This window comes from Ruegeria sp. YTSB088 (assembly GCF_059609825.1).
The window spans coordinates 480,111-501,989 of the sequence record NZ_JBXWMM010000002.1 but is presented as its reverse complement, the minus strand read 5'-3'; the positions used below and the strand labels follow the sequence as shown (position 1 = coordinate 501,989).

The window sequence follows — 21,879 nt, the reverse complement described above, 5'->3', positions numbered from 1 at the left end:
TTCCGGCGTAGCTCAGCGGTAGAGCAGTTGACTGTTAATCAATTGGTCGTAGGTTCGATCCCTACCGCCGGAGCCAAATCCCCCCTCGTTAAGACCTTCAATGACGTCAAAAATCGCATCGGTTTCTGCCGGTTTTTTCGTCGAAAAAACACACGCCCCCTCTGGACGCCGGGAAACCGGATTGCTATACGGCGCGAACCGTTCCGGCGTAGCTCAGCGGTAGAGCAGTTGACTGTTAATCAATTGGTCGTAGGTTCGATCCCTACCGCCGGAGCCAATTCCCCAAAACGCAGCAGACCTACCCTGTCAGGGCATTCCCGAACTCTGCTCGCAGCTTGCGTTTCAAGACCTTTCCTGTTGCACTCAGTGGCAGCGCATCAACAAAGACAACCTTGTCAGGAATCTGCCATTTGGCGATTTTGCCATCGAAAAAGGACAGCAAATCCTGTTCGCTAGGTTCTACTCCATCGGCTTTCACGGCAACCAGCAAGGGGCGTTCATCCCATTTCGGATGCGGAACACCGACCACGGCGGCCGTCGCAAGCTGGGGGTGGGCCACGGCGATGTTCTCAAGCTCGACCGAACTGATCCATTCCCCACCGGATTTGATGATGTCCTTGGATCTGTCGCGAATGGTCATGTAACCATCCGGGTCCAAAGTGGCCACATCCCCGGTCGCGAACCACCCATCCTGTAACAGATCCTGATCCTGCAACTGGAAGTAGCTGTCCAGAACCCAGTGGCCTCGCACTAGCAAATCGCCCTGAGTTTCACCGTCATGCGGAAGATCATTCCCATCTTCGTCCACGATTTTCAACTCAACCCCAAAGGGCGGTCTTCCCTGGCTCAGGCGAATCTTGTGCTGTTCTTCCGGCGGCAGCTTCAGGTGTTTGGCCAGTGGGTAATTCGTCGAGCCCAGCGGGCTCATCTCGCTCATGCCCCAGGCGTGAACCGTGTCAACGCCATAGGTTTCGCGGAACGTTTCGATCATCGACGGCGGACAGGCTGCGCCGCCAATAACAGTGCGATCAAGACTTTTGAGTTCGGTTCCGCATGCCGCGGCATGGGCCAGCAGACCCTGCCAGATGGTAGGCACGCCCATGGCCAGTGTCACGCCATAGGTATCGATCAGATTGACCAGCGCTTCACCATGTAAATCCGGTCCAGGCAACACAAGCCGCGATCCCGACATGGCACAGGCGTAAGGCGACCCCCACGCGTTGACATGGAACATCGGCACAACAGGCATAACAACATCCATCGCAGAATACCCGATCACATCCCGTGTGTTCGATGCAAAACTGTGCAGCAGTGTTGACCTGTGAGAATACAACACGCCCTTTGGATTGCCCGTCGTTCCCGACGTATAGCACAGACCGCAGGCGGTTTTTTCATCCAGGTCGGGCCACTGGAAATTCGCATCTCCTGTCTGGATCAACTCGTCATAGAACTTCAGATCAGGAACCTGAGCCGCAGCCTCTTCATTGCGAGGCCCCATGAGGACAAAATGCTGAACCTCGGACAAAGCGTCATGCAGCGCAGCGACCAGCGGAAGGAACGTCGCATCAAAGAACAGAACCCTGTCCTTGGCATGATTGATGATAAAGGTCAGCTGCTCGGGGAACAGGCGGGGATTGACCGTGTGACAGACATAGCCCGCGCCGGAAGTGGCAAAATAGATCTCAAGATGCCGCCGATTGTTCCAGGCCAGTGTCCCGATCCTGTCCTGCGGCTCCAGCCCCAGAGTCGTCAATGCCGACGCCATTCGTCGCGCATTCACTGCAATCTCGGACCAGTTGGTTTCAGTGACCGTTCCATCCGTTTCGACCGAGACAATCTCGGTCTGACCGTGATAGCGCTTTGCGTGTTCGATCAGCGACGAAATCAGCAGGGGCTGCGTCATCATCTGTCCCAGCATGGACATCCTCCCGTCCTTGGCGAGACCTTAGATGGCCTCTGCCTTTTCCACCTGACATTGACAGCTTGGGGCGTGACCCGATGCGTCAATCCAGTCGTTTCCTACGGAGGAACCCTGCCAATCATTTAATTGTCTGACAATAAAAGAATGCTGCCCACCAAGGTGACAGGCAGCATTTTCTACCGTTAATCCCGGTGTTTCAGCGCATAGGCGACCAATGCAGCGGTTGATCCGTCTTTATCTTCAGCGCTCGCAACACCATCCACGACAGGCCCAAGAGAGTTGGCAAGCTCTTTGCCCAACTCCACCCCCCACTGATCAAAGGAATTGATGCCCAGCAGAACGCCTTCAACGAACACACGATGCTCATACAGCGCGATAATCTGCCCCAGAACGAACGGTGTAAGCTTCGGATACATCAGCGTTGTGGAAGGACGATTACCGGGAAATACCCGGTGTCGCGCCTGCCGATCAAGTTCGTCGCCATCAAGGCCTTTTTCCGCCATGCGTTCACGGGCTTCATCCAAAGAACGACCACGCATCAAAGCCTCTGACTGCGCCAGACAGTTGGCCAAAAGCAGGCGGTGATGGTGAATCAGCTCAGGTTCGTGCCCTTCGGCAGCGACCATGAATTCACAGGGTATGACATCCGTGCCCTGATGGATCAGCTGATAAAATGCATGTTGACCGTTGGTTCCCGGCTCACCCCAGACAACGGGCCCCGAAGGGACGGTCAGGGTTGATCCGTCCATCGCGACAGATTTGCCATTCGATTCCATTTCCAACTGCTGGAAATATGCAGGCAGGCGCAGCAGCCGCTGATCATAGGGCAGCACGGCCCGGCTGGAATAACCCAGAACCTGACGGTGCCAGATACCGACCAGCGCCAGTATCACAGGCATGTTTTCACCCCAATCCGCCGAGCGGAAATGCAGATCCATCGCCTGCCCGCCGCGCAGAAACGCGTCAAATGCATTTGAACCGACGGCAATCATGACTGGCAATCCAACCGGCCCCCAGACCGAATAGCGCCCGCCCACCCAATCGGCGAAACCAAATACATGTGCCTCGGGGATGCCGAAAGCCTGCGTCTTGTCCAGCGCGCTGGATACGGCAGCAAACTGGCGGGACGGATCCCCCCCACCCTCAGACATCCAGGCGCGGGCCGTGCGCGCATTGGTCATCGTTTCGATCGTGGTGAATGTTTTCGACGCGACAATCACCAGCGTCCGTGTCGGGTCCAGCTGGCGCAACGTGTCTGCAATATGGGCCCCATCCACATTCGAGACGTAATGCACACGCGGACCATCGTGATAAGGGGCCAGTGCGTGCGTGGCCATCACCGGGCCAAGGTCAGATCCTCCGATGCCGATATTCACCACATCGGTAAAACTGCCCCCTGCCCCTGCAATGGCGCCGCCGCGCACCTCCTCGGCAAAGACACGCATCCGATGCAGTGTGCCCAGAACCCCGGGCATAACATCCTGACCGTCCACCTCGATCGGCCCGCCATCAAGGTTGCGCAAGGCAGTGTGCAGCACCGCGCGCCCTTCGGTTTCGTTGATCTTCTTCCCGGCAAACATGGCGTCGCGCTGTGTCGCAAGCCCGGCATCTTCGCACAATTGCAGCAGCGCCGCCTGCACGTCTTCATCGATCTGTGTTTTCGAATAATCGAACAGCATATCCCTGGATGAGACTGAAAACGACCCGGCTCGGTTTGCATCCTCTGCGAACAGATCGACGATACGGCGTTCGGCCGTCGCAAGCGTCTTCAAAGCATTCAGCTGCATTGCCTCACTCCGCCCAATGAACCGTCACGCCACTGAGAACGGCGGCGATCGGTGCCTCTTCTGGTGGCATTGACATGGCTTTTTCCAAAACGTCTCGTTTTGCCTGCCCGTAGATGACCAGATGTTTCGACAAAGCCCCGTCCAGAACAGGGGCCGTCAAAGAAATCCGAGCTTCTGGCTGCACATCGGTCCGGGCGACGATCAAGGTTGGTGCTTGGCTGTCGAGAGCCTTTGCAAGCCCCTCCATTCCGGGGAACAACGAGGCCGTATGCATGTCTTCCCCCATCCCCAGGACCAGAACCGACAATGGCAGCACTGGCGCGATCAGCGATTCAACCTCGGGCAACGCCGCTTCAGGCTCTGTGCCCGGCACATAGAGTGGAATAAACTGCGCCACGGATGCCCGGTTGGTCAGCAGTCTCTCCCGGATCAGGCGTTCGTTCGAACGTTCATGATCAGACGGTACGCAGCGCTCATCCGTGGGCAGAACGCGTACGCGGTCCCACTCAAGATCAGCGGCGCACAGACTGTCAAAAATCGGCCCCGGCGTTGTCCCGCCGGGGACGGCCAACGCAACCGTGTCGTTGTGCAACAAAGCGGCTTCAAGCTCACCCGCCAACGCGTTTGCCACATCGATCGCAAGCATTTCCCGATCGGCATATTCCTGAATGTTCATGGCTTTATTCCTTGCCAGCGGCGACCGTCGCGTTTCATCAGCAGCTCGGCGTCGCCCGGCCCTGTGCTGCCGCTGTCATAAGGTTTGGGCACGTCCCCACGCGCCAGCCATCCGGCGATGATCGGATCGGTCCAGGCCCATGCGGCCTCGACCTCGTCTCCACGCATGAACAGCGTCTGGTTACCCCGGATCACGTCCATAACGAGACGTTCGTAAGCATCTGGCGGGTCCTGGTTTTCCGGCCCCAGCGCTTCGGCAAAACTCATATCCAAAGGCACGTCGATCAACCGCATCCCACCCGGCCCTGGTTCCTTGATCGTCACTTTCAGCGTGATCCCCTCATTGGGTTGCAATCGGATCGACAACGCATTGGCGTGACGCCCGGCTTCTTCCCCAAAAATCGAATGCGGTGCGTCCTTGAACATCACGTTGATAATCGAAGAGCGCGCCACCAACCGTTTACCCGTACGCAAATAAAACGGCGTACCCGCCCATCGCCAATTGCTGACATGCGCCTTCAGCGCCACGTAGCTTTCGGTGGTCGAGCGTGGATTGCCAACACATTCACGGTATCCCGGCCCGTCCGGCCCCTCCGAAAACTGGCCGCGCACGATGTGATGCGGTTCCACAGGATCAAGCGCCCGGATCACCTTGAGCTTTTCATCCCGTACCGCGTCCGGATCGAACTTTGCCGGGGGTTCCATGGCAATCAGACACAGCAGCTGCATCAGGTGGTTTTGCACCATGTCACGCATCGCACCCGCGCGCTCATAGTATTCTTCGCGCCCTTCGATACCGACGGTTTCCGCAACCGTGATCTGGATGTGGTCTACATACTGGCTGTTCCACAGCGGTTCGAACAACATATTGCCAAACCGTACCGCCATCAGGTTCTGGACGGTTTCCTTGCCCAGATAATGATCGATCCGGTAAATCTGGCTTTCATCAAAATGCGCAGCGAGTGTGGCATTCAGCTCTCGCGCACTGTTCAGATCATGCCCAAACGGCTTTTCCACCACAATGCGCGTCTCTTCCGTCGCCAGATCATAGGCCCGGACACGCTCGGCCAGGGGTCCAAACAGACTGGGGCCAACCGAGAAATAGAACGCGCGAACGCGGTTGGGTGAGAGTTTTTTACCCAGCACATCCCATCCTGCGTCCGACATAGCATCCAGCGGGACATAATCGACCCGCTGCAGGAAACGGGACAGTGCCTGCGAATCCGCGGCCCGGACCGCGGCATGCTGGTGAAGCGACTTTGTGACCATCCGTCGGAAATCATCAGCGGAATGGCCCGCACGCGCTGCTGCGATAATCTTCGCATCTTCATGCCATTGCCCGGCGCAAAAGCGACGGTATAGCGCAGGCAGGATCTTGCGCTGCGCCAGATCGCCGGTGCCACCGAAAATAATCAGATCAAAGGGATCAACTGGTATGACGCGTGAAACCATGAGTTGTCCTTACCTCGCCCCTTCCGGCATGTCCAATGTTAGCGCAACCATATACCGAGAAATCACACTGATCAAAACTCTGTCAGAACCGCTGCGTCACCCTTACCAAATCGGCGGCGAAGGGCTAGATCAAAGCGACGCCCTCAAAGAACCGGATGCGGGAATGAAAGACAACGCCCCTCAGCTTGCCAATAACGGCAAGTTTCAAAACAAATCGGTGACAGCTGACGGACAGGCCCGCGCAACGGTTTCCCTGACACGCCCCGAAACCCTTTGGTTCAATACAGGCACGTTGTGCAACATCGAATGTGTGAGTTGCTACATAGCCAGCAGCCCGACCAATGATGCTTTGGTTTACATCACGGCTGACGAGGTTCGTGACTACCTGGATCAAATCGAAGCTCGCAATTGGCCCGTGCGCGAGATCGGGTTCACGGGTGGTGAGCCGTTCATGAACCCGGAAATGATCGACATGACACGCGCCGCGCTGGAACGAGGATACGAGGTTCTGATCCTGACCAACGCAATGGCTCCGATGATGCGCCGAAAAATGCGCGAAGGCTTGCTGGGGTTGCAAAAGGAATTCAACCACATGTTGACTTTGCGCATTTCGGTCGATCACTTCCGCCCGGCCCTGCACGATGAAGAGCGCGGCGAGGGTAGTTTCGACAAAACCTTGGCCGGGATGGAGTGGTTGCGCGACCACGGTTTCAACATGGCCATCGCCGGACGCACCGTCTGGGGAGATTCAGAGGCGGAAAGCCGTACGGGTTATGCCAGGTTCTTTGCCGAGCACGGATTCGATATTGACCCGCAAAACCCGGCTCGGACCGTTCTGTTCCCCGAAATGGACGAAACTGTCGAAGTCCCCGAAATCACCACGGCTTGCTGGGGAATCCTGGGCAAATCCCCCAACGACGTCATGTGCGCAAGCGCCCGTATGGTGGTCAAACGCAAGGGGGCCGAAAAACCTGCTGTCCTAGCCTGCACCCTACTGCCCTACGAGCCGGAGTTCGAGATGGGTCATACCCTTGCCGAGGCCGAGTCGGACGTGCATCTGAACCACCCTCATTGCGCCAAGTTCTGTGTCCTGGGCGGCGCCAGCTGTTCTGGCTGATCAGTTCAGCTCGGGCGATTTCCAGAACTTGGTGCCCGACGCGCCGGCCGATACGCGCCACCCCTTTTTGTTGAGAACAAAGAACGAGCGCCCATCGGTAAAGCGCAGGGTTTCGCCGGTTTTATCCTCGCCATACATGGCACCTGTTTCTGCGGTCGCGTCGTAACCCTGGCTGATGAACTTATCCAGATCAGCAGGGGTTTCGAACAGGATCACGAATTTGGTCTCGAAACCGCCGATGCCGATGGCACCGCCAACACCGCCTGTCCCCATGTTCATATACGTATGCTGTCCGGTGTCTTTCGACACTGCTACGCCACGGCCATAGCCCGCCGACACGGGAAACACTGTCACCTTACGAGAATCGAACACCGCATATCCGGCACTGATGTCATACAGGGCCTGCGCCTCGGGGTTCTCCGTCAGAAGCTGATCCAGAATTTCGCCTGCCATCGCGTCAAGCTTGGCGCGCGTTTCCTCCGGTGTTGCCTCATTGGACAGCAATTCTGAAGTTGAATCGATGGTCTCATCGACGGCGGCGGCACCTTTGTCGATCGTGTTCCCGACGCTCTCGGCGCCTTTCTTGATCTTGTCCAGAACACCTTCTGCAAAAACAGGGCGGTTCACGCAAAGCGCTGCAGCAATAAGCGCCGCAGCAAAGAGAAAGGCTCTTGTCATGATTTGTTTTCCTGTGACACCAACAGATTGGCTGCCACCATACGCGACTTGCCTCAAATGAGAACGGGATTTCCGACGTTCAGGCAAACTTAGCCGACCGCTCAGTTCACGCGAAACTCACCGACCATGTTGCGCCACTCACCCGGCGCAATCATCTTGCGGTGAGTGAATTTGACCGAATGCAGCGGCCCTTCGATCTCTCGCTGCCAAAACTCGATGAATTCGAACAGCTTGGGATGATCCGGCGCAAGGTCATATTCCTGCCAGATGAAGGTATTCAGGACGTGGATATAATCGGGCATATGGTAGAAAAATTCAGCCGTTGTCAGACCATAGCCCTTGAGCATCAATTCTGTTTCGCTTGCCTTCATGCAGACCTCCGGTTTGTTGCAAGATGTCTTCAGGTTAGCACGAAAACTTCCTAATTCTTAGATAACAATATGTTACTTGGGTGTTACCGAGGATTTCAGCCTCAGGAAACGCTGCTTGCTTGCACCTTATGTGCCGGGTCTGATAAGGTGCATCCACAAGATATAGACCCAGCACAATATACGGGCAGTTTACGTGAGCGATACGCCAGAAATTCCTGAAAACATGGACGAAACCCCGCCCGAGCGCCCTGTCTACGACGGCCCGACGGTCTCCATCGAATCCGAGATGCGCACCTCCTACCTGGACTATGCCATGTCGGTCATCGTCAGCCGCGCGATCCCCGATCTGCGTGATGGGCTGAAACCGGTTCACCGCCGCATCCTGTATGCGATGCACGAAACCGGAAATACCCACGACAAATCTTATCGCAAATCGGCCCGTCCGGTTGGCGATGTGATGGGTAAATACCACCCGCACGGTGACAGCGCGATCTATGACGCGTTGGTGCGGATGGCACAGGATTTCTCGATGTCGCTGCCCTTGCTGGATGGACAGGGCAACTTCGGCTCGATGGACGGCGACAACCCGGCGGCCATGCGATATACCGAAGTGCGAATGGACAAACCCGCAAGCGCCCTGCTGGCGGATATCGAAAAAGAAACGGTCGATTTTCAGGACAACTACGATGGCAAGGACCGGGAACCGACCGTCTTGCCCGCCCGTTTCCCAAACATGCTCGTCAACGGTGCCGGTGGTATCGCCGTGGGTATGGCGACCAACATTCCGCCGCACAATCTGGGCGAAGTGGTCGATGCCACGCTGGCACTGATCGACGACCCGGACCTGACGTCAGAACAACTGATCGAATATGTCCCCGGTCCCGATTTCCCGACCGGCGCCGTTATGCTGGGACGGTCCGGCGCGCGCAAAGCGTATCTTGAGGGGCGCGGCAGCGTCATCATCCGCTCTAAGACCCGCGTCGAAGAGATCCGTAAAGACCGTTACGCCATTGTGGTTGATGAGATTCCCTATCAGGTGAACAAGGCCGCGATGATCGAAAAGATCGCCGAAGCCGTGCGCGAGAAACGCATCGAAGGCGTCAGTCACGTACAGGATGAGTCCGACCGCAACGGTGTTCGTGTCGTAGTGGAACTGAAACGGGATGCCACGCCTGAAGTGGTGCTGAACCAACTTTTCCGCTTCTCGCCGATGCAGACTTCGTTCGGCTGCAACATGCTGGCGCTGAATGGTGGCCGGCCCGAGCAACTGACACTGCGCCGGTTCCTGACCTCGTTTATCGACTTCCGCGAGGATGTTGTCGCGCGACGTACCGCATACGACCTGCGCAAGGCCCGCGAACGCAGCCACATTCTGTGTGGTCTGGCCGTGGCGGTATCCAACGTCGATGAAGTGGTCGCGACGATCCGTTCGTCGGCAGATGCTGCTGAAGCGCGCGAAAAGCTGATGACCCGCCGCTGGCCCGCATCCGAGATCGAAAGCTATCTGCGCCTGATCGACGATCCGCTGTCCAAGATGAACGACGACGGAACCTACAACCTGACCGAGGTTCAGGCCCGCGCAATCCTTGATCTTCGACTGCAACGGCTGACCCAAATTGGCGTCAAAGAAGTCACCGACGAGCTGGAAGAACTGGCTGGTAAGATCAAGGAATACCTTGATATTCTGTCTTCACGCGAACGCATCATGAGCATCATTGCTGATGAACTGCGCAGCGTACGCGAGCAATTTGCAGTACCGCGCCGCACCGAGATCGTCGACTGGTCCGGCGACATGGAAGACGAAGACCTGATTGAACGTGAAGACATGGTCGTGACCGTCACATCGGGCGGCTACATCAAGCGAACCCCGCTGGCCGATTTCCGAGCGCAGAAACGCGGTGGCAAGGGTCTTTCGGGGATGCAGACCAAGGAAGAGGATGTTGTTACCAACCTCTTCGTGGCGAACACGCATACCCAACTGCTGTTCTTCACCACAGAAGGCATGGTCTACAAACTCAAGACCTGGCGCTTGCCGCAGTCCAGCCGTACCGGCAAGGGCAAGGCGATCGTCAATATCCTGCCGATCCCAACCGGGGTTTCCATCGCCGCGATCATGCCTGTCGATGTGCCGGATGAAGAGTGGGAGAACCTTCAGATCATCTTCGCCACCAGCGCGGGTGACGTGCGCCGCAACCGCCTGTCGGATTTCACCAACGTCCGCCGAAACGGCAAGATCGCAATGAAACTGCCTGAAGGCGTGGAACTGGTGAATGCGCGCATCTGTTCGGAAGATGAAGACGTGATGCTTGTGACCAACTCAGGTCGGGCCATCCGCTTCCGGACTACGGATGTACGCGTCTTCAACTCGCGCGAGTCGACCGGTGTGCGTGGCATCAGACTGAGCAACGGCGACCGCGTAGTCTCGATGTCGGTGATCCGCCACTTCGAAGCTGATTCAGACGAGCGTGCCGCGTACCTCAAGATGCGCCGCGCCGTAGCCGGTGTTACCGACGATGGTGAGACGGACGATGAAGAAGGCAATGCCGACAGCCTGCTGCCGCAGGAGCGGTACGCCGAGATGTCAGCGGCGGAAAACCTGATCCTGACCATCACTGCCGGCGGTGCGGGCAAGCTGAGTTCCAGTCACGACTACCCTGTTCGCGGACGAGGCGGCATGGGTGTTGCCGCGATGGACAAGGCGATGCGCGGCGGAGAACTGGTGGCTTCGTTCCCGGTTGAACTCGACGACCAGATCATGCTGGCGACATCCAAAGGCCAATCGATCCGGGTTCCGGTGGAAGGTATTTCCTTCCGCTCCCGCTCGGCAGGTGGCGTGAAAGTCTTCAATACCGGAAAGGGCGAAGTGGTCGTCAGCGTTGCCTGGATCGCTGATCAGGGTGATGAGGAAACCGAAGAATAACCCTCACGCTCAATTACGGATCTGAAACAAAACGCTCGCTCTGCGGGCGTTTTGTCATTCTGGATCACGATATCGACAACTCTCGGGATGATCCGCTTGCCCGAAGCCATTCTGCCGCCTAGCTTTTTCATATGTGGTCATTTGCGCATATCCGACCAGCTTACAGTCGCACGGAACGTATCAGCGACGGGGTGGTCCATGTGCTGGGTATCTCAAGTGCGTTGGTTGCCGTACCACTGCTGATCACAATGACCATCTATTACCGGTATGATCAATCTGCGGTTCTGGGTGCCTCTGTTTACGGGGTGACGCTGATACTCATGCTCACGTTTTCCGCCTTGTATAACATGGTCGAAAACGAGGAATGGCGCGGGTTCCTGCAGCGCCTCGATCATTCCGGCATTTACGTCAAGATCGCAGGGACCTACACACCGTTTCTACTGTTGTCCGGTGCTCAGCCCCCGGGGCTATTACTCGGATTGTGGTCTTCGGCAACACTTGGGTCGGTTCTCAAGATGCTGGACCCAAACCGGTTCCGCTGGTTCGGGCTTGCGCTATACCTATTGATGGGTTGGGCGGTGGTCTGGGCCGGGCAATCCATGTTGGCAGACCTGTCGCCTACGATCGTTACACTGATGATTGCCGGAGGGCTCGTGTACACGGCCGGGGTCGCCTTCTACCTGCTGGACTGGCTGCCGTTCCACAACACGATCTGGCATGTATTTGTGCTGCTGGGCAGCGTTTTGTTCTTTGCAGCGGTCGCGGCCCGAATTGAACTGTTTCAGGTCGTTTAGGTTAACCTGTGCGTATTTGTTCGGGAAAAAGTTTGCGTAAAACGAAAGTTGGCGTCGCCCGAAAATAGTATTCCGCGTGAAGCCGAAGACAAATTGCGCGGCATGTCCCGCGACCATCTCTCCGTCTTCACCAGCCCCGTTTTGTGTTGGAAGCCCCCTATTCCAAAGCGCTCACTGTCTCAAACCAGTCAAGCATCAGATCGCTCCAGCCATTTGGAACGCCATGCCCGACCTTATCGCCGATAACAGAAATGGTCGAACCAGTATCACAATCGCTCAGAACGCGCTGATCATAGCTATCCTGCGCAACGACGTTATCCCTTTTCAGCCCGCAGAGACCCCAAGCCTTAGTGTGGCTTCCACTGCCCCTATATATCCCGGGTCAGACCACGAAGACCCGGAAACCGCGAAAGGAATAACTGTGTCGTCATAACCATGGCTATAGTACATGTTGAAATCGAAATCTGCTGACGCACATTTCCCAGGTTCGCCGCGCACTGGTTTTCCAGCAATGGGGGCAAAAGCCTTCAGACGTGGGTCAACATCTGCACAGGCAAGAAACCAAGCGAAGGATCCACCTCGGAAATGGCCAGTGGTTACGATCTGCGCCGGATCAATGGGGGATCGAGCTAAAACGTCCTCAAGCACATTCGCAATGAACTCAAAATCATGCCGGCCATAATATGCGTCATTCCAAACCCATCCTGTGCCCGGGCCGTTTTGGTACTCAATTTCCAGCGCGGTCGGAGCGACGATGGCATACCCGCGTTCCAGTATCGACTTGACGGGAAATGCACTCTGGATAGCCTTTTGCCCCGTTCCGCGGGATCCATGAAGAAAGATCACGGCCGGGAATGGTCCTTCGCCCTTGGGATTCAATACGTTTTATTGTCGCCTGGAAACCATACATGGGGTACTACGCCATCACATCCCTGTGCTTGATACAGATGTGAGAAGCTATCCGCAGGTCGCGCTGGTTTGAGTGCTAAAACCAGAGCCATTGCTGCAATGCAAAGAGCAATGAGCCTTACTGTTCAGTTGCCGCTCCGTGCTTTCACAGCCCATATATCGCGCTAAACTTCAGTTCCAGATATCCCAGCAATGGTTCGGGCCCCGGCTCAATGCCGCTTGCCCGTCGGATAATCTCGCGCGGGGCATAAAGCCCGCCGTGCTGCTGGACGTGTTCGCGCAGCCAAGCAGTTGCGCCAGATGTGTCGCCTTCTGCCAGTTGCGCATCCAGATCGGGCACGCCGCCGCGCAGGGCCTGATACAGGCATCCAGCATAGACGTTGCCCAGCGAGTAGGTCGGAAAGTAACCAAACAGCCCGACCGACCAATGCACATCCTGCAAACAGCCGTTCGACGGCTTGTCCACCGCATAGCCGAAGTCAGCCTTGAAGCGGTCGTTCCACGCCGCCTCAAGTTCGCTGACCTGCAAGTCTCCGGCCATCAGCGCGCGCTCCAGATCGAACCGCAGCATGATATGCAGGTTATACTGGACCTCGTCCGCTTCGGTGCGGATATAGCCGTTGTGAACCCGGTTGACAGTGGCGTAGAAAGCGTCGGCATCGGCAATTCCGAAATCGCCGAATGCGCCATTCATCTGATCGAATAACCAGCCCGTAAAGGCACGGGAACGGCCGAGCTGGTTTTCATAGATCCGGCTTTGACTTTCATGCACGCCCATGGACACGCCGCACCCCAGTGGCGTCAGCAGGTAGTCGCGGTCGATCCCCTGTTCGTAAGCGGCGTGGCCGACCTCGTGAATGGTTGAATAAAAGCAGTTGAACGGGTCTGTTTCGCTGGTTCGCGTGGTGATGCGCACATCAAGACCCGAGCCCGAGCTGAACGGGTGAACCGCCTTATCCACACGGCCGTTGTTGAGGTCATAGCCGAAAGCGACCGCCAGCTTTTGCGCAAGCTGCATCTGGGTCAGCTCATCAAAGCTGCCGCTCAGCGCAGCAGGTTCCGGGCGATCCAGAACGGTCGCGCGCAAAGCCACCAGACGCGGGCGCATCTCGTCGAAAATGGCCGCGATCTGAGCGCCAGTCGTATAGGGTTCGTAATCTTCGACCATGGCGTCATAGACATCTCCGCCCTGCGCCAGCGCCTCACCTTCCTGACGCTTCAGCGATACGACCTCTTCCAGCACCGGAAGGAACGCCGAGACATCTTCGTCCGCGCGCGCCTGGGCCCAGGTTCCCTGTGCGGCGGACGTAATTCGGGCAATCGCCGTAGCCAGATCGGCAGGCACCTTGACCGCCCGATCATAGGCGCGCCGGATTTCGCGCAGTTGCGCCTTACCGACTTCATCCTGTGGGGCAGCCTGATCCAGCCACTCTGCAACGCGTGGATCCGATCGGCGCGCATGAAGGACCGCCTCGATAGCCGCCATTTCTTCGGCGCGTTGGGGAGCAGCCCCGCGCGGCATGACGGTTTCCTGGTCCCAGCCGAGCCGGCCCGCGATCTGGCCCAATGCTGAGGTTTCACGCTGAAAGGCCATCAATTCGTTGAAAGCGGTCATATTATGTTACTCCGCGCAGAGATGTTGCGATTGGGTAAGCCGTGAGGAACCGAGCGCGCAGGATCAGGGTCCAGACAACAACGGCCATGAACTGGTGGAAGATCGCTATCTGCCATGGGGCGCCGTAGACGACCGTCACGATGCCGACGACGACCTGCAAAGACAGCGCTGCGAATGCCGCATTGAAGGCAAAGCGCGTTTGAGGATGCACACTGGCACCACCACGTCGCCACACGACAATGGCAAAGATAAACAGCACGTAACCGGCACAGCGGTGAATGAACTGCACCAGTCCGGGGCTTTCAAAGAAGTTTCGCCACACCGGCTCCAAAGCAGTGGCATCCGGTGGCAACAATTGCCCCCCAATCAACGGCCAGTCGGTGTAAGACCTCCCGGCGTCGATCCCGGCGACCAGCGCGCCGATGAGTATTTGCAAAAAAGCGAAATGCATCAGGCCAGTCGCAAGCGAGAACAGTTTTGCCTCTTTGGCACGACGCGCCTGCATCAGGTCACGTTCATCGCGGCCAAGCTCAAAGATATACCACGCCAGGAAGCCCAGAATCACGAAGGCTAGCCCCAGATGCGTGGCCAGACGATAGCTGGCAACGGCTGTCATACCCTCGCCCTGCGTCACGCCCGAGGCGACCATCCACCAACCGACCGCGCCCTGAACGCCGCCCAACAGGCCCGGGATCAGCAGCTTGCCGGTCCAACCCGTGGGTACCTTGCGCGCGACAAGAAAGCCAAAGAACCCGATGGCCCAGACCAGCCCGATCACGCGGCCCAATTGGCGGTGGCCCCATTCCCACCAGTAGATAGTTTTGAAGTCACTCAGCTCCATCCACTGGTTCTGGATGCGCCACTGGTCAATCTGCTTGTATTTGTCGAATTCAGCCTGCCAGTCCGCTTCGGTCATCGGCGGGATGGCACCGGTGATCGGACGCCATTCGGTGATCGATAGGCCACTGTCCGTCAGGCGCGTCAGGCCGCCGACTGCGATCATCACGACCACCAAGGCAAACAGGATCATCAGCCAAACGCGGATCGCATTGCGCGCGCCGCCACGCCCCCGGTCGATCATACCGGGTTGAACCGCCTGTTGTTTTTCCGTGTCCGAGACCTCTTCGAAGATGCTGCGCTTACCGCTCATGCTGTCCTCATGTCCTGATTTCGTCGCAAGCTAGGGTGTGGCGGAAGATAGGTCCAGCCTCAGCCTTTGTCTTTCCAGCGGACCATCTGCCGCATGATCCCGTGCAGCATCTGCACATCGGCCCGCGTCATCCGCATCCGCGACCACAGATTGCGCAGGTTGGTTTTCATGCCCTCGGCCTTTTCGGGGGGATAGAAGAACCCGGCCTCTTCCAGCCGGTCCTCGTAGTGCTCGACCAGTTTTTCAACCTCGATCCCCGTGGCCCAGTCACCCTTTCCCAGATCAGTGGATTCATGCACCACGTCGCCAGTCTGGCGCATCCACTCATAAGCGGTCAGCAAAACGCATTGGCCCAGGTTCAGCGACGCGTATTCCGGGTTCACCGGCACCGAAATGATTGCGTTTGCCTTGGCGATGTCTTCGTTCTCCAACCCCGCACGTTCGGGGCCGAACAGAACCGCAACCTTTTCGCCCGCCGCGACTTTTTCAGCAGCGATCTGCATGGCGCGCTCGGGGCTGTAGACGGGTTTCGTCAGCCCGCGTTGCCGTGCAGTGGTGGCGAAGACAAAGGTGCTGTCGGCCAGCGATCCGGCCAGATCGTGAAACAGCAGTGCTTCATCCAGCAACCGGCCTGCACCGCTGGACATCGCCACTGCCTTGGGGTTTGGCCAGCCGTCACGGGGCGCCACGATGCGCATTCGGTCCAGTCCAAAGTTCCACATTGCCCGGGCAGCAGCACCGATATTCTCACCCATCTGCGGGCGAACAAGCACGAAGGAAGGCTGAGATTTGTCGCTTGGCATGGTTCACCTTATGAAAACTTGGCCTGCTGTAATCGGCACGCACTTGCAGGGCAAGGCGCTGGGGGTGTTATTTGCGCGGCCTCAGCCATAAAAGTTTGCTTCCCCGCCGCAATCCGCTAAACCGCGCCAAAGACTGAAACCCGAAGGACGCGCCCATGGACACCCCCGAGCAGCCGCAGATTTACCTGATAACGCCTCCGACGATCGAGCTGAGCACGTTCCCCGGCAAACTGGCATCGGTTCTGGACGGGGCCGAGATCGCCTGCATCCGCCTGGCGCTGGCTGGCAACGACGAAGACACCATCGCCCGTGCTGCTGATGCCTGCCGCGAAGTGGCCCACGCCCGCGACGTGGCCATCGTGATATCGAACCACGTGCTGTTGGCGCAACGTCTAGGGCTGGACGGGGTGCATCTGGATGACGGCGCACGCTCGGTCCGCGCCGCGCGCAAGGAACTGGGCACCGATGCGATTGTCGGCAGCTTCTGCGGCGCGTCCAGCCATGACGGCATGACGGCGGGCGAACACGGCGCGGATTACGTGGCCTTCGGGCCCGTCGGAACCGCCACATTGGGGGACGGAACCCGCGCCGAAAAGGATTTGTTCCAATGGTGGTCCCAGATGATCGAGGTCCCGGTCGTGGCCGAAGGCAGTCTGACGCCCGAGCTGATCCGTGATCTGGCCTCCTGCACCGATTTCTTCGGTATCGGCGACGAAATCTGGGGCAGCGACGACCCGCTGGCCGCGCTGAACACGCTGCTGGCGGCGATGTCTTAAGCCAGCAACCAGGGTTCAGCCATCCAATACACGCCGATTCCGGCGATCAGCATCGAGGCCAGAACCGAAATCCGGCCTCGTGTTCTGTGTGACCCGCCAGCAACCAAAAGCGCGCAGGCAAAGGTCAGAACAGCCACAAGGATGACAGGCAGTGTATTTCCGACGCCAAACCCAAAAACAGCCGGGGCCAGATGATCGGGCGGCACCCCGATCCTTGTCAAATCCGAAGCCAGTACCAATCCTTGAACACAACCTGCGGCAAGCACAGCCAACAGTCGCCAGACCTGCAAGTGCCGGGCCACCAGGTTCCATAGCGCCAGAATGATGATCGAGGCCACCAACGCCTGGTCCTGCACATTTTCTGGCACGTCCAGCGCGCCGTACATGCCCAACCCGAGCCCGATAAAAACTCCTGCTGCCAAAAACGCCACCTGAGACACCACAGGCCGCAGGCTCAGTGTCAGCATTACGAGTGTCAGAACAACGATGGATGGCTTGAGGGGGCTTTGAACAAAACGGCTGATCCCCTTTGCGAAATACGTCTGCAGTGTCTGCTCTGTTGTCAGCGATGCCCCGCCCTGCAACGGGATCAGTGGGCTGATTTCTCCGGCAGTCAGAAACCCTGTATACGGGGCCATCACGTTTTGCTGACGAAGAACGACTGACCCGCTGTACTGCGGCCAGGTCAGGCGCAGATTCGATGCATGATCCGGCAAACGTGCAGTCAACAACAACTTGGAAACACGCACTTTTTCCGTGTCGCCCACCACCGGAATACGCACACCTTCATAAGACAGGTCCAGGCGATCAGGCGCTTCGACCACAAGGCTTTGCTTCCAGACCTGAACAAAGTCTCTGATCTGCGGTTCCAGTTCCGACGACACCTTCCGCCGCAGAGATCGGTACTGTGTATCGTCAGAATAGGTTTCTGGCTGTGTCGGGTCGGCCCCGGCCAGCATCGACTCGGCATTCAATTTCACCTCCAGAAACAGCGTGTCAGCTTTGACCCAGAAATCGACAACTGTCGGTGGGGCGGTTTGTGCCTTAACAGTTCCAGGAAGCACAGTCAGAAGAACAATAATACTCAGGGCGCAGGTTTTGAGGACTCGAAGGATGGCACGGAAGGCAGGGCCATTCATACGAAACGCTCCAACAGGAAAATCAAATCACCAATCATTGCTCTCGATTGTTCCCGCGAAGGCCACGGATCGCAAGCCCAAAGGAAACATCAGCCCCGGCAGATCGGGAATCTCTTATAGCGATAACGTTCCGGCTTGCACGGGCACCATCGCTGCGGCATGACATCCCGTATGACTCAGAACACCAATATCCTGTGCATCGGCTCGGTCCTGTGGGACGTTATCGGTCGATCGGCCAGCGCCATGAGGCAAGGCTCGGACGTGCCGGGCCGGATCACCCGCCTGCCCGGCGGCGTCGCGATGAACATTGCCATGACACTGGTACGCTTTGGCATGACGCCCACCCTGCTAACTGCCATTGGCCGCGATCCCGAAGGCGACGAGCTGGTTCACGCCTGTTCGCGCCTCGGCATGGTGACGGATCACATCTATCGTTCGCAGGATTTGCCGACTGACCGCTACATGGCTGTCGAAGGGGCGAACGGGTTGATCGCGGCGATTGCCGACGCGCATTCGCTGGAAGCCGCTGGCGCAAAGATACTACGCCCCTTGATGCACGGGCCTTTGGGCTATGAGAACACACCGTTTGAAGGCCCAATCGCACTCGACGGCAATCTGACACTGGACCTGCTTGAAGAGATTGCTCAAAGCCCTGCTTTCTCTCGCGCTGATCTTCGCGTGGCCCCGGCCTCGCCCGGCAAAGCCGAACGGTTGCTACCCTTCCTGAAACACGCACGCGCAACGCTTTACGTGAATCTCGAAGAGGCCGGCATCCTGTGTCAGCGCGAGTTCACCGACTCCGAATCCGCCGCTAAGGGCCTGCTGGATCGTGGCGCGCTGCGCGCTCTGGTCACCGATGGCGGCAATTCAGCCACCGTCGGGAGCTCTGATGATATCCTGACACAAACACCCCCTGCCGTTCTGGTCACACGCGTGACCGGCGCCGGGGACACTTTCATGGCGGCCCATATCGCCTCAGAATCCGGCGGTGCATCCAGTGACGAGGCTATGGCCCGCGCCCTGCACGCCGCTGCAACCTACGTTTCCGGAGAAACCCCACTGTGATCGACATTCAATACTCAGCCGAGGTCAGCGCCGCCAAGGACGCGGGCCTGCCCATCGTTGCGCTGGAAAGCACCATCATCACCCATGGGATGCCCTACCCGCAGAACATCGAAGTCGCGGCACAGGTCGAACAGGACATCCGAGATGCGGGAGCGGTTCCTGCGACAATGGCCGTGATCGAAGGCAAATTGCATGTGGGGCTGGAGCAGGATCAGCTGCAATGGCTGGGTCAGGCCCAGGGTGTCGCCAAGATCTCGCGCGCGGACATGGCAGCGTGCATCTCGACCGGTGGCACCGGGGCCACCACCGTTGCGGCGACTATGATCGCAGCGCATTATGCCGGGATCGAGATTTTTGCCACCGGCGGTATCGGCGGCGTGCATCAGGGTGCCGAGACCACGTTCGACATCTCTGCCGATCTGCACGAGCTTGGGCATACTCCGGTGACTGTCGTCGCAGCCGGGGCGAAAGCCATCCTCGACCTCGCCAAAACGCTTGAGGTTCTGGAAACGCTGGGCGTGCCTGTGATTGCACATGGTCAGGACGAGTTTCCTGCGTTCTGGTCGGCAAAGTCGCCCTTTGCCGCGCCCCTTCGTATGGACAGTGCCGACGCCATCGCCAAAGCCCACTCCACCCGCCGCGCGCTGGGTCTGTCCGGCGGGCAGTTGGTGGCAAATCCGATCCCGGCCGCTGATCAGATCCCGTCCGAGGAACTGGCCCCGATCATCGCCGAGGCTCAGTCAGATGCGGATGCCCATCGTATCACCGGCAAAGCAGTGACCCCCTATCTGCTGCAACGAATCTTTGAAAAGACCGAAGGCCGGTCCTTGGTCGCCAACATCGCCCTTGTTCGAAACAATGCACGGTTGGCGGCAAAGATCGCGCAAGCGCTGGTCAAACAGAGGTGACGTTAACCTATTGTACCAAGGCCGTGGATTGACTACCTAATTCCGGAAACCATTCGGAACCACCATGAATACACCGTTCGACGAAGAACCTCACCGCCGCCCAGGCATGCTTTCACGGCTGCGCGCGTCCTTTCTGACGGGCGTCGTTGTCATTGCGCCTGTCTGGTTGACGGTCTGGCTGATCTGGTCGGTGGTCGGCTGGATCGATAGCGCGGTTCTTCCACTGGTGCCACACCAGTTCCAGCCAGAACAGTACGTGGGCATCAACCTGCGCGGTGTGGGCGTGGTCATCTTCCTGATCTTCACCATTCTGGTCGGCTGGATCGCCAAGGGTATTCTGGGCCGTTCCCTGATCCACTTCGCCGAAAGCGTTGTTGACCGGATGCCCGTCGTGCGCTCGGTCTATTCCGGGATCAAACAGATTTCGGAAACGGTGTTTGCCCAGACTGAGCGTTCTTTTGAAAAAGCCTGCCTGATCCAGTACCCGCGTCGCGGGATCTGGGCCATCGGCTTTGTCTCCACCAGCGCCAAAGGTGAGGTAAGCGAACGTGCCGAAACCGGCGGAGAGCTGCTGAGCGTATTCGTGCCCACGACGCCCAACCCGACGTCGGGGTTTCTGTTGTTCTTCCCCGCAGAAGACGTGATCTTGCTGGATATGAGCATCGAAGACGCAGCCAAACTGGTGATTTCAGCGGGGCTTGTCTATCCGAATGGAAAAGATCCGACCCAGCCACCCGAGTGATCAGCTGAACATCGCAGGCAGATCAATTGTGCTGGTCTGCCCCAAATCGTCCTTGTGTTTGGCAAGAAAACCGTCCGCGGCGTCCCGTCCGGCCTGTTTCAGCTTATGCAGAATGACCGGATTGGGCACGGTCTTGGTGGCAACAGACAGGCTGTTCATCAACTCGTTATCTGCAATCATGTGAACCAGAACGCGGCTCATCTCTCCGGAGGTCAGCTTGCCCTCTTTCAGCAACCGTTGGACAAAGCTGATCGCCCGCAACTCGCGAAACAGGGATGAGTTGAAGCTGATCTCGTTGATCCGGTTCTGAATTTGCTGCGGTGTGACCGGAACTTCGTCGCGCTCCAGCGGATTGATGTTCACGATCACCACGTCATCCGGCAAATCATCGTTGAACAGCGGATAGAGAGCCGGATTGCCGGTATACCCGCCGTCCCAGTAGGCTTCGGTCCGGTTTGTTTTCGGATCAAAAATCTCAACCGCCTTGAACAGGGTCGGTAAACAGGCCGAGGCCAGGATAGCGTCCGTGCTGATCTCGTCGCCGGAAAAGACGCGGATCTTGCCGCTGCGTACGCAAGTGGCACACACGAAAAGACGCGGGCCGTCTTCCGCGCAAATCTCGTCAAAATTGAACCTGTCCACCACCGGTTCCAGCGGGTTGCTGTAGAACGGCCCATACGCATAGGGCGACACCATTCGCGACCACGCATCCCCGATTGAAAACGGTACCGAATATTCCATCGCCTGCGCAATGGTCGCCGGTTCCAGGCCGCGAAACCAGTTGGCGAAACGCATGTCGCCAATAGCGCCCATGCGCTGCCACAACCCGTCCAGGCGCGCCCGCGCTCCTTCGCGCCCTGAATGAACCATTCCCGACTTGTACGCCGCTGCGTTCAGCGCCCCTGCGGAGGTTCCGGTGATGGCAGCGACCTCGATGTCTTCCTCATCCAGCAGCCGGTCAAGCACACCCCAGGTGAACGCGCCATGCGCGCCACCCCCCTGCAAAGCCAGATTGATCCGTTTCACGTCGCTGCCCCTTCGTCTCTGCAAAAGAATG

19 protein-coding genes and 2 tRNA genes are annotated in these 21,879 nt (G+C 58.0%); 9 read left to right on the top strand and 12 right to left on the bottom strand.

Annotated features, from left to right (window positions below; genetic code table 11):
• Position 1: 1 nt before the first annotated feature.
• Positions 2 to 76 (top strand) — tRNA-Asn (locus AC2FFA_RS05405).
• A gap of 126 nt (positions 77 to 202) precedes the next feature.
• Positions 203 to 277 (top strand) — tRNA-Asn (locus AC2FFA_RS05400).
• A gap of 21 nt (positions 278 to 298) precedes the next feature.
• Here the strand turns inward: AC2FFA_RS05400 and AC2FFA_RS05395 are convergent.
• The 4 genes from AC2FFA_RS05395 to zwf all read right to left on the bottom strand — a co-directional run bounded on the left by AC2FFA_RS05395 (position 299) and on the right by zwf (position 5,835).
• Positions 299 to 1,918: a long-chain-fatty-acid--CoA ligase gene (locus AC2FFA_RS05395; protein ID WP_496850394.1), complete on the bottom strand. Its 1,620-nt coding sequence runs from the start codon at positions 1,916 to 1,918 to the stop codon at positions 299 to 301.
• Positions 1,919 to 2,103: 185 nt separating this feature from the next.
• A complete protein-coding gene (gene pgi, locus AC2FFA_RS05390; RefSeq protein ID WP_496850369.1) occupies positions 2,104 to 3,708 on the bottom strand; it encodes a glucose-6-phosphate isomerase in 1,605 nt (534 codons plus the stop codon).
• Positions 3,709 to 3,712: 4 nt separating this feature from the next.
• The gene (gene pgl / locus AC2FFA_RS05385; protein WP_496850367.1) at positions 3,713 to 4,384 is read right to left on the bottom strand and encodes a 6-phosphogluconolactonase; all 672 of its coding nucleotides are present in this window, start codon (positions 4,382 to 4,384) and stop codon (positions 3,713 to 3,715) included.
• Positions 4,381 to 5,835 carry a glucose-6-phosphate dehydrogenase gene (gene zwf, locus AC2FFA_RS05380; protein WP_496850365.1) on the bottom strand — a complete coding sequence of 485 codons (1,455 nt, stop codon included), beginning with the start codon at positions 5,833 to 5,835 and terminating at the stop codon, positions 4,381 to 4,383. Before zwf ends, pgl begins: the two co-directional genes overlap by 4 nt.
• A 163-nt stretch (positions 5,836 to 5,998) precedes the next feature.
• Between zwf and AC2FFA_RS05375 the strand changes: the two genes are divergently transcribed.
• Positions 5,999 to 6,952 (top strand): radical SAM protein, encoded by a 954-nt coding sequence (locus tag AC2FFA_RS05375; protein ID WP_117872737.1) that lies wholly within the window; start codon positions 5,999 to 6,001, stop codon positions 6,950 to 6,952.
• Here AC2FFA_RS05375 and AC2FFA_RS05370 read toward each other — a convergent pair whose 3' ends face one another.
• Together AC2FFA_RS05370 and AC2FFA_RS05365 are read right to left on the bottom strand one after the other, a co-directional pair.
• Positions 6,953 to 7,630, bottom strand: coding sequence for a lipid-binding SYLF domain-containing protein (locus tag AC2FFA_RS05370; RefSeq protein WP_496850362.1), 678 nt, complete (start codon positions 7,628 to 7,630; stop codon positions 6,953 to 6,955). It lies immediately after the preceding gene.
• Between the two features lie 101 nt (positions 7,631 to 7,731).
• Entirely contained in the window at positions 7,732 to 8,001 is a 270-nt protein-coding gene (locus AC2FFA_RS05365; RefSeq protein ID WP_299643075.1) for an usg protein, read from the bottom strand.
• A gap of 193 nt (positions 8,002 to 8,194) precedes the next feature.
• Between AC2FFA_RS05365 and gyrA the strand changes: the two genes are divergently transcribed.
• A complete protein-coding gene (gene gyrA, locus AC2FFA_RS05360; protein ID WP_496850360.1) occupies positions 8,195 to 10,921 on the top strand; it encodes a DNA gyrase subunit A in 2,727 nt (908 codons plus the stop codon).
• A gap of 131 nt (positions 10,922 to 11,052) precedes the next feature.
• The gene (gene trhA / locus AC2FFA_RS05355) at positions 11,053 to 11,715 is read left to right on the top strand and encodes a PAQR family membrane homeostasis protein TrhA (protein WP_496850358.1); all 663 of its coding nucleotides are present in this window, start codon (positions 11,053 to 11,055) and stop codon (positions 11,713 to 11,715) included.
• Positions 11,716 to 12,039: 324 nt separating this feature from the next.
• Here the strand turns inward: trhA and AC2FFA_RS05350 are convergent, their stop codons facing one another.
• The 4 genes from AC2FFA_RS05350 to AC2FFA_RS05335 all read right to left on the bottom strand — a co-directional run bounded on the left by AC2FFA_RS05350 (position 12,040) and on the right by AC2FFA_RS05335 (position 16,192).
• Positions 12,040 to 12,594, bottom strand: coding sequence for an alpha/beta hydrolase family protein (locus tag AC2FFA_RS05350; protein ID WP_496850356.1), 555 nt, complete (start codon positions 12,592 to 12,594; stop codon positions 12,040 to 12,042).
• A gap of 175 nt (positions 12,595 to 12,769) precedes the next feature.
• On the bottom strand, positions 12,770 to 14,239 hold the full coding sequence (locus AC2FFA_RS05345; RefSeq protein ID WP_496850354.1) for a carboxypeptidase M32: 1,470 nt from the start codon (positions 14,237 to 14,239) through the stop codon (positions 12,770 to 12,772).
• Between the two features lies 1 nt (position 14,240).
• Positions 14,241 to 15,389, bottom strand: a complete 1,149-nt coding sequence (ctaA, locus tag AC2FFA_RS05340; RefSeq protein WP_496850353.1) for a heme A synthase — start codon at positions 15,387 to 15,389, stop codon at positions 14,241 to 14,243.
• A gap of 59 nt (positions 15,390 to 15,448) precedes the next feature.
• On the bottom strand, positions 15,449 to 16,192 hold the full coding sequence (locus AC2FFA_RS05335; RefSeq protein ID WP_117868805.1) for an RNA methyltransferase: 744 nt from the start codon (positions 16,190 to 16,192) through the stop codon (positions 15,449 to 15,451).
• 155 nt (positions 16,193 to 16,347) lie between these two features.
• On the opposite strand from AC2FFA_RS05335, the gene AC2FFA_RS05330 reads away from it, so the two are divergent.
• A complete protein-coding gene (locus AC2FFA_RS05330) occupies positions 16,348 to 16,968 on the top strand; it encodes a thiamine phosphate synthase (RefSeq protein WP_496850350.1) in 621 nt (206 codons plus the stop codon).
• Here AC2FFA_RS05330 and AC2FFA_RS05325 read toward each other — a convergent pair.
• Positions 16,965 to 18,107: a HupE/UreJ family protein gene (locus AC2FFA_RS05325; protein ID WP_496850348.1), complete on the bottom strand. Its 1,143-nt coding sequence runs from the start codon at positions 18,105 to 18,107 to the stop codon at positions 16,965 to 16,967. The two genes, AC2FFA_RS05330 and AC2FFA_RS05325, sit on opposite strands and share 4 nt — an antisense overlap.
• Positions 18,108 to 18,278: 171 nt before the next feature.
• On the opposite strand from AC2FFA_RS05325, the gene AC2FFA_RS05320 reads away from it, so the two are divergent.
• The 3 genes from AC2FFA_RS05320 (at position 18,279) to AC2FFA_RS05310 (ending at position 20,822) form a co-directional block, all read left to right on the top strand.
• The gene (locus AC2FFA_RS05320; protein ID WP_299893700.1) at positions 18,279 to 19,172 is read left to right on the top strand and encodes a PfkB family carbohydrate kinase; all 894 of its coding nucleotides are present in this window, start codon (positions 18,279 to 18,281) and stop codon (positions 19,170 to 19,172) included.
• Positions 19,169 to 20,080, top strand: a complete 912-nt coding sequence (locus AC2FFA_RS05315) for a pseudouridine-5'-phosphate glycosidase (RefSeq protein WP_496850346.1) — start codon at positions 19,169 to 19,171, stop codon at positions 20,078 to 20,080. The genes AC2FFA_RS05320 and AC2FFA_RS05315 overlap by 4 nt, the downstream gene beginning before the upstream one ends.
• A 64-nt stretch (positions 20,081 to 20,144) precedes the next feature.
• Positions 20,145 to 20,822 carry a DUF502 domain-containing protein gene (locus AC2FFA_RS05310; protein ID WP_117868800.1) on the top strand — a complete coding sequence of 226 codons (678 nt, stop codon included), beginning with the start codon at positions 20,145 to 20,147 and terminating at the stop codon, positions 20,820 to 20,822.
• On the opposite strand, the gene AC2FFA_RS05305 is transcribed toward AC2FFA_RS05310, so the two are convergent.
• Entirely contained in the window at positions 20,823 to 21,848 is a 1,026-nt protein-coding gene (locus AC2FFA_RS05305) for a patatin-like phospholipase family protein (protein WP_496850344.1), read from the bottom strand.
• Positions 21,849 to 21,879 lie beyond the last annotated feature (31 nt).

What these genes read in the sequence shown, in the direction of transcription:
- AC2FFA_RS05325 (WP_496850348.1), bottom strand. Translation starts at nt 18,107, where the DNA reads ATGAATGGCCCTGCCTTCCGTGCCATCCTTCGAGTCCTCAAAACCTGC.
- AC2FFA_RS05335 (WP_117868805.1), bottom strand. Translation starts at nt 16,192, where the DNA reads ATGCCAAGCGACAAATCTCAGCCTTCCTTCGTGCTTGTTCGCCCGCAG.
- AC2FFA_RS05310 (WP_117868800.1), top strand. Translation starts at nt 20,145, where the DNA reads ATGAATACACCGTTCGACGAAGAACCTCACCGCCGCCCAGGCATGCTT.
- AC2FFA_RS05365 (WP_299643075.1), bottom strand. Translation starts at nt 8,001, where the DNA reads ATGAAGGCAAGCGAAACAGAATTGATGCTCAAGGGCTATGGTCTGACA.
- AC2FFA_RS05330 (WP_496850350.1), top strand. Translation starts at nt 16,348, where the DNA reads ATGGACACCCCCGAGCAGCCGCAGATTTACCTGATAACGCCTCCGACG.
- AC2FFA_RS05375 (WP_117872737.1), top strand. Translation starts at nt 5,999, where the DNA reads ATGAAAGACAACGCCCCTCAGCTTGCCAATAACGGCAAGTTTCAAAAC.
- trhA (WP_496850358.1), top strand. Translation starts at nt 11,053, where the DNA reads ATGTGGTCATTTGCGCATATCCGACCAGCTTACAGTCGCACGGAACGT.
- AC2FFA_RS05370 (WP_496850362.1), bottom strand. Translation starts at nt 7,630, where the DNA reads ATGACAAGAGCCTTTCTCTTTGCTGCGGCGCTTATTGCTGCAGCGCTT.
- ctaA (WP_496850353.1), bottom strand. Translation starts at nt 15,389, where the DNA reads ATGAGCGGTAAGCGCAGCATCTTCGAAGAGGTCTCGGACACGGAAAAA.
- AC2FFA_RS05395 (WP_496850394.1), bottom strand. Translation starts at nt 1,918, where the DNA reads ATGCTGGGACAGATGATGACGCAGCCCCTGCTGATTTCGTCGCTGATC.
- pgl (WP_496850367.1), bottom strand. Translation starts at nt 4,384, where the DNA reads ATGAACATTCAGGAATATGCCGATCGGGAAATGCTTGCGATCGATGTG.
- AC2FFA_RS05320 (WP_299893700.1), top strand. Translation starts at nt 18,279, where the DNA reads ATGACTCAGAACACCAATATCCTGTGCATCGGCTCGGTCCTGTGGGAC.
- pgi (WP_496850369.1), bottom strand. Translation starts at nt 3,708, where the DNA reads ATGCAGCTGAATGCTTTGAAGACGCTTGCGACGGCCGAACGCCGTATC.
- zwf (WP_496850365.1), bottom strand. Translation starts at nt 5,835, where the DNA reads ATGGTTTCACGCGTCATACCAGTTGATCCCTTTGATCTGATTATTTTC.
- AC2FFA_RS05345 (WP_496850354.1), bottom strand. Translation starts at nt 14,239, where the DNA reads ATGACCGCTTTCAACGAATTGATGGCCTTTCAGCGTGAAACCTCAGCA.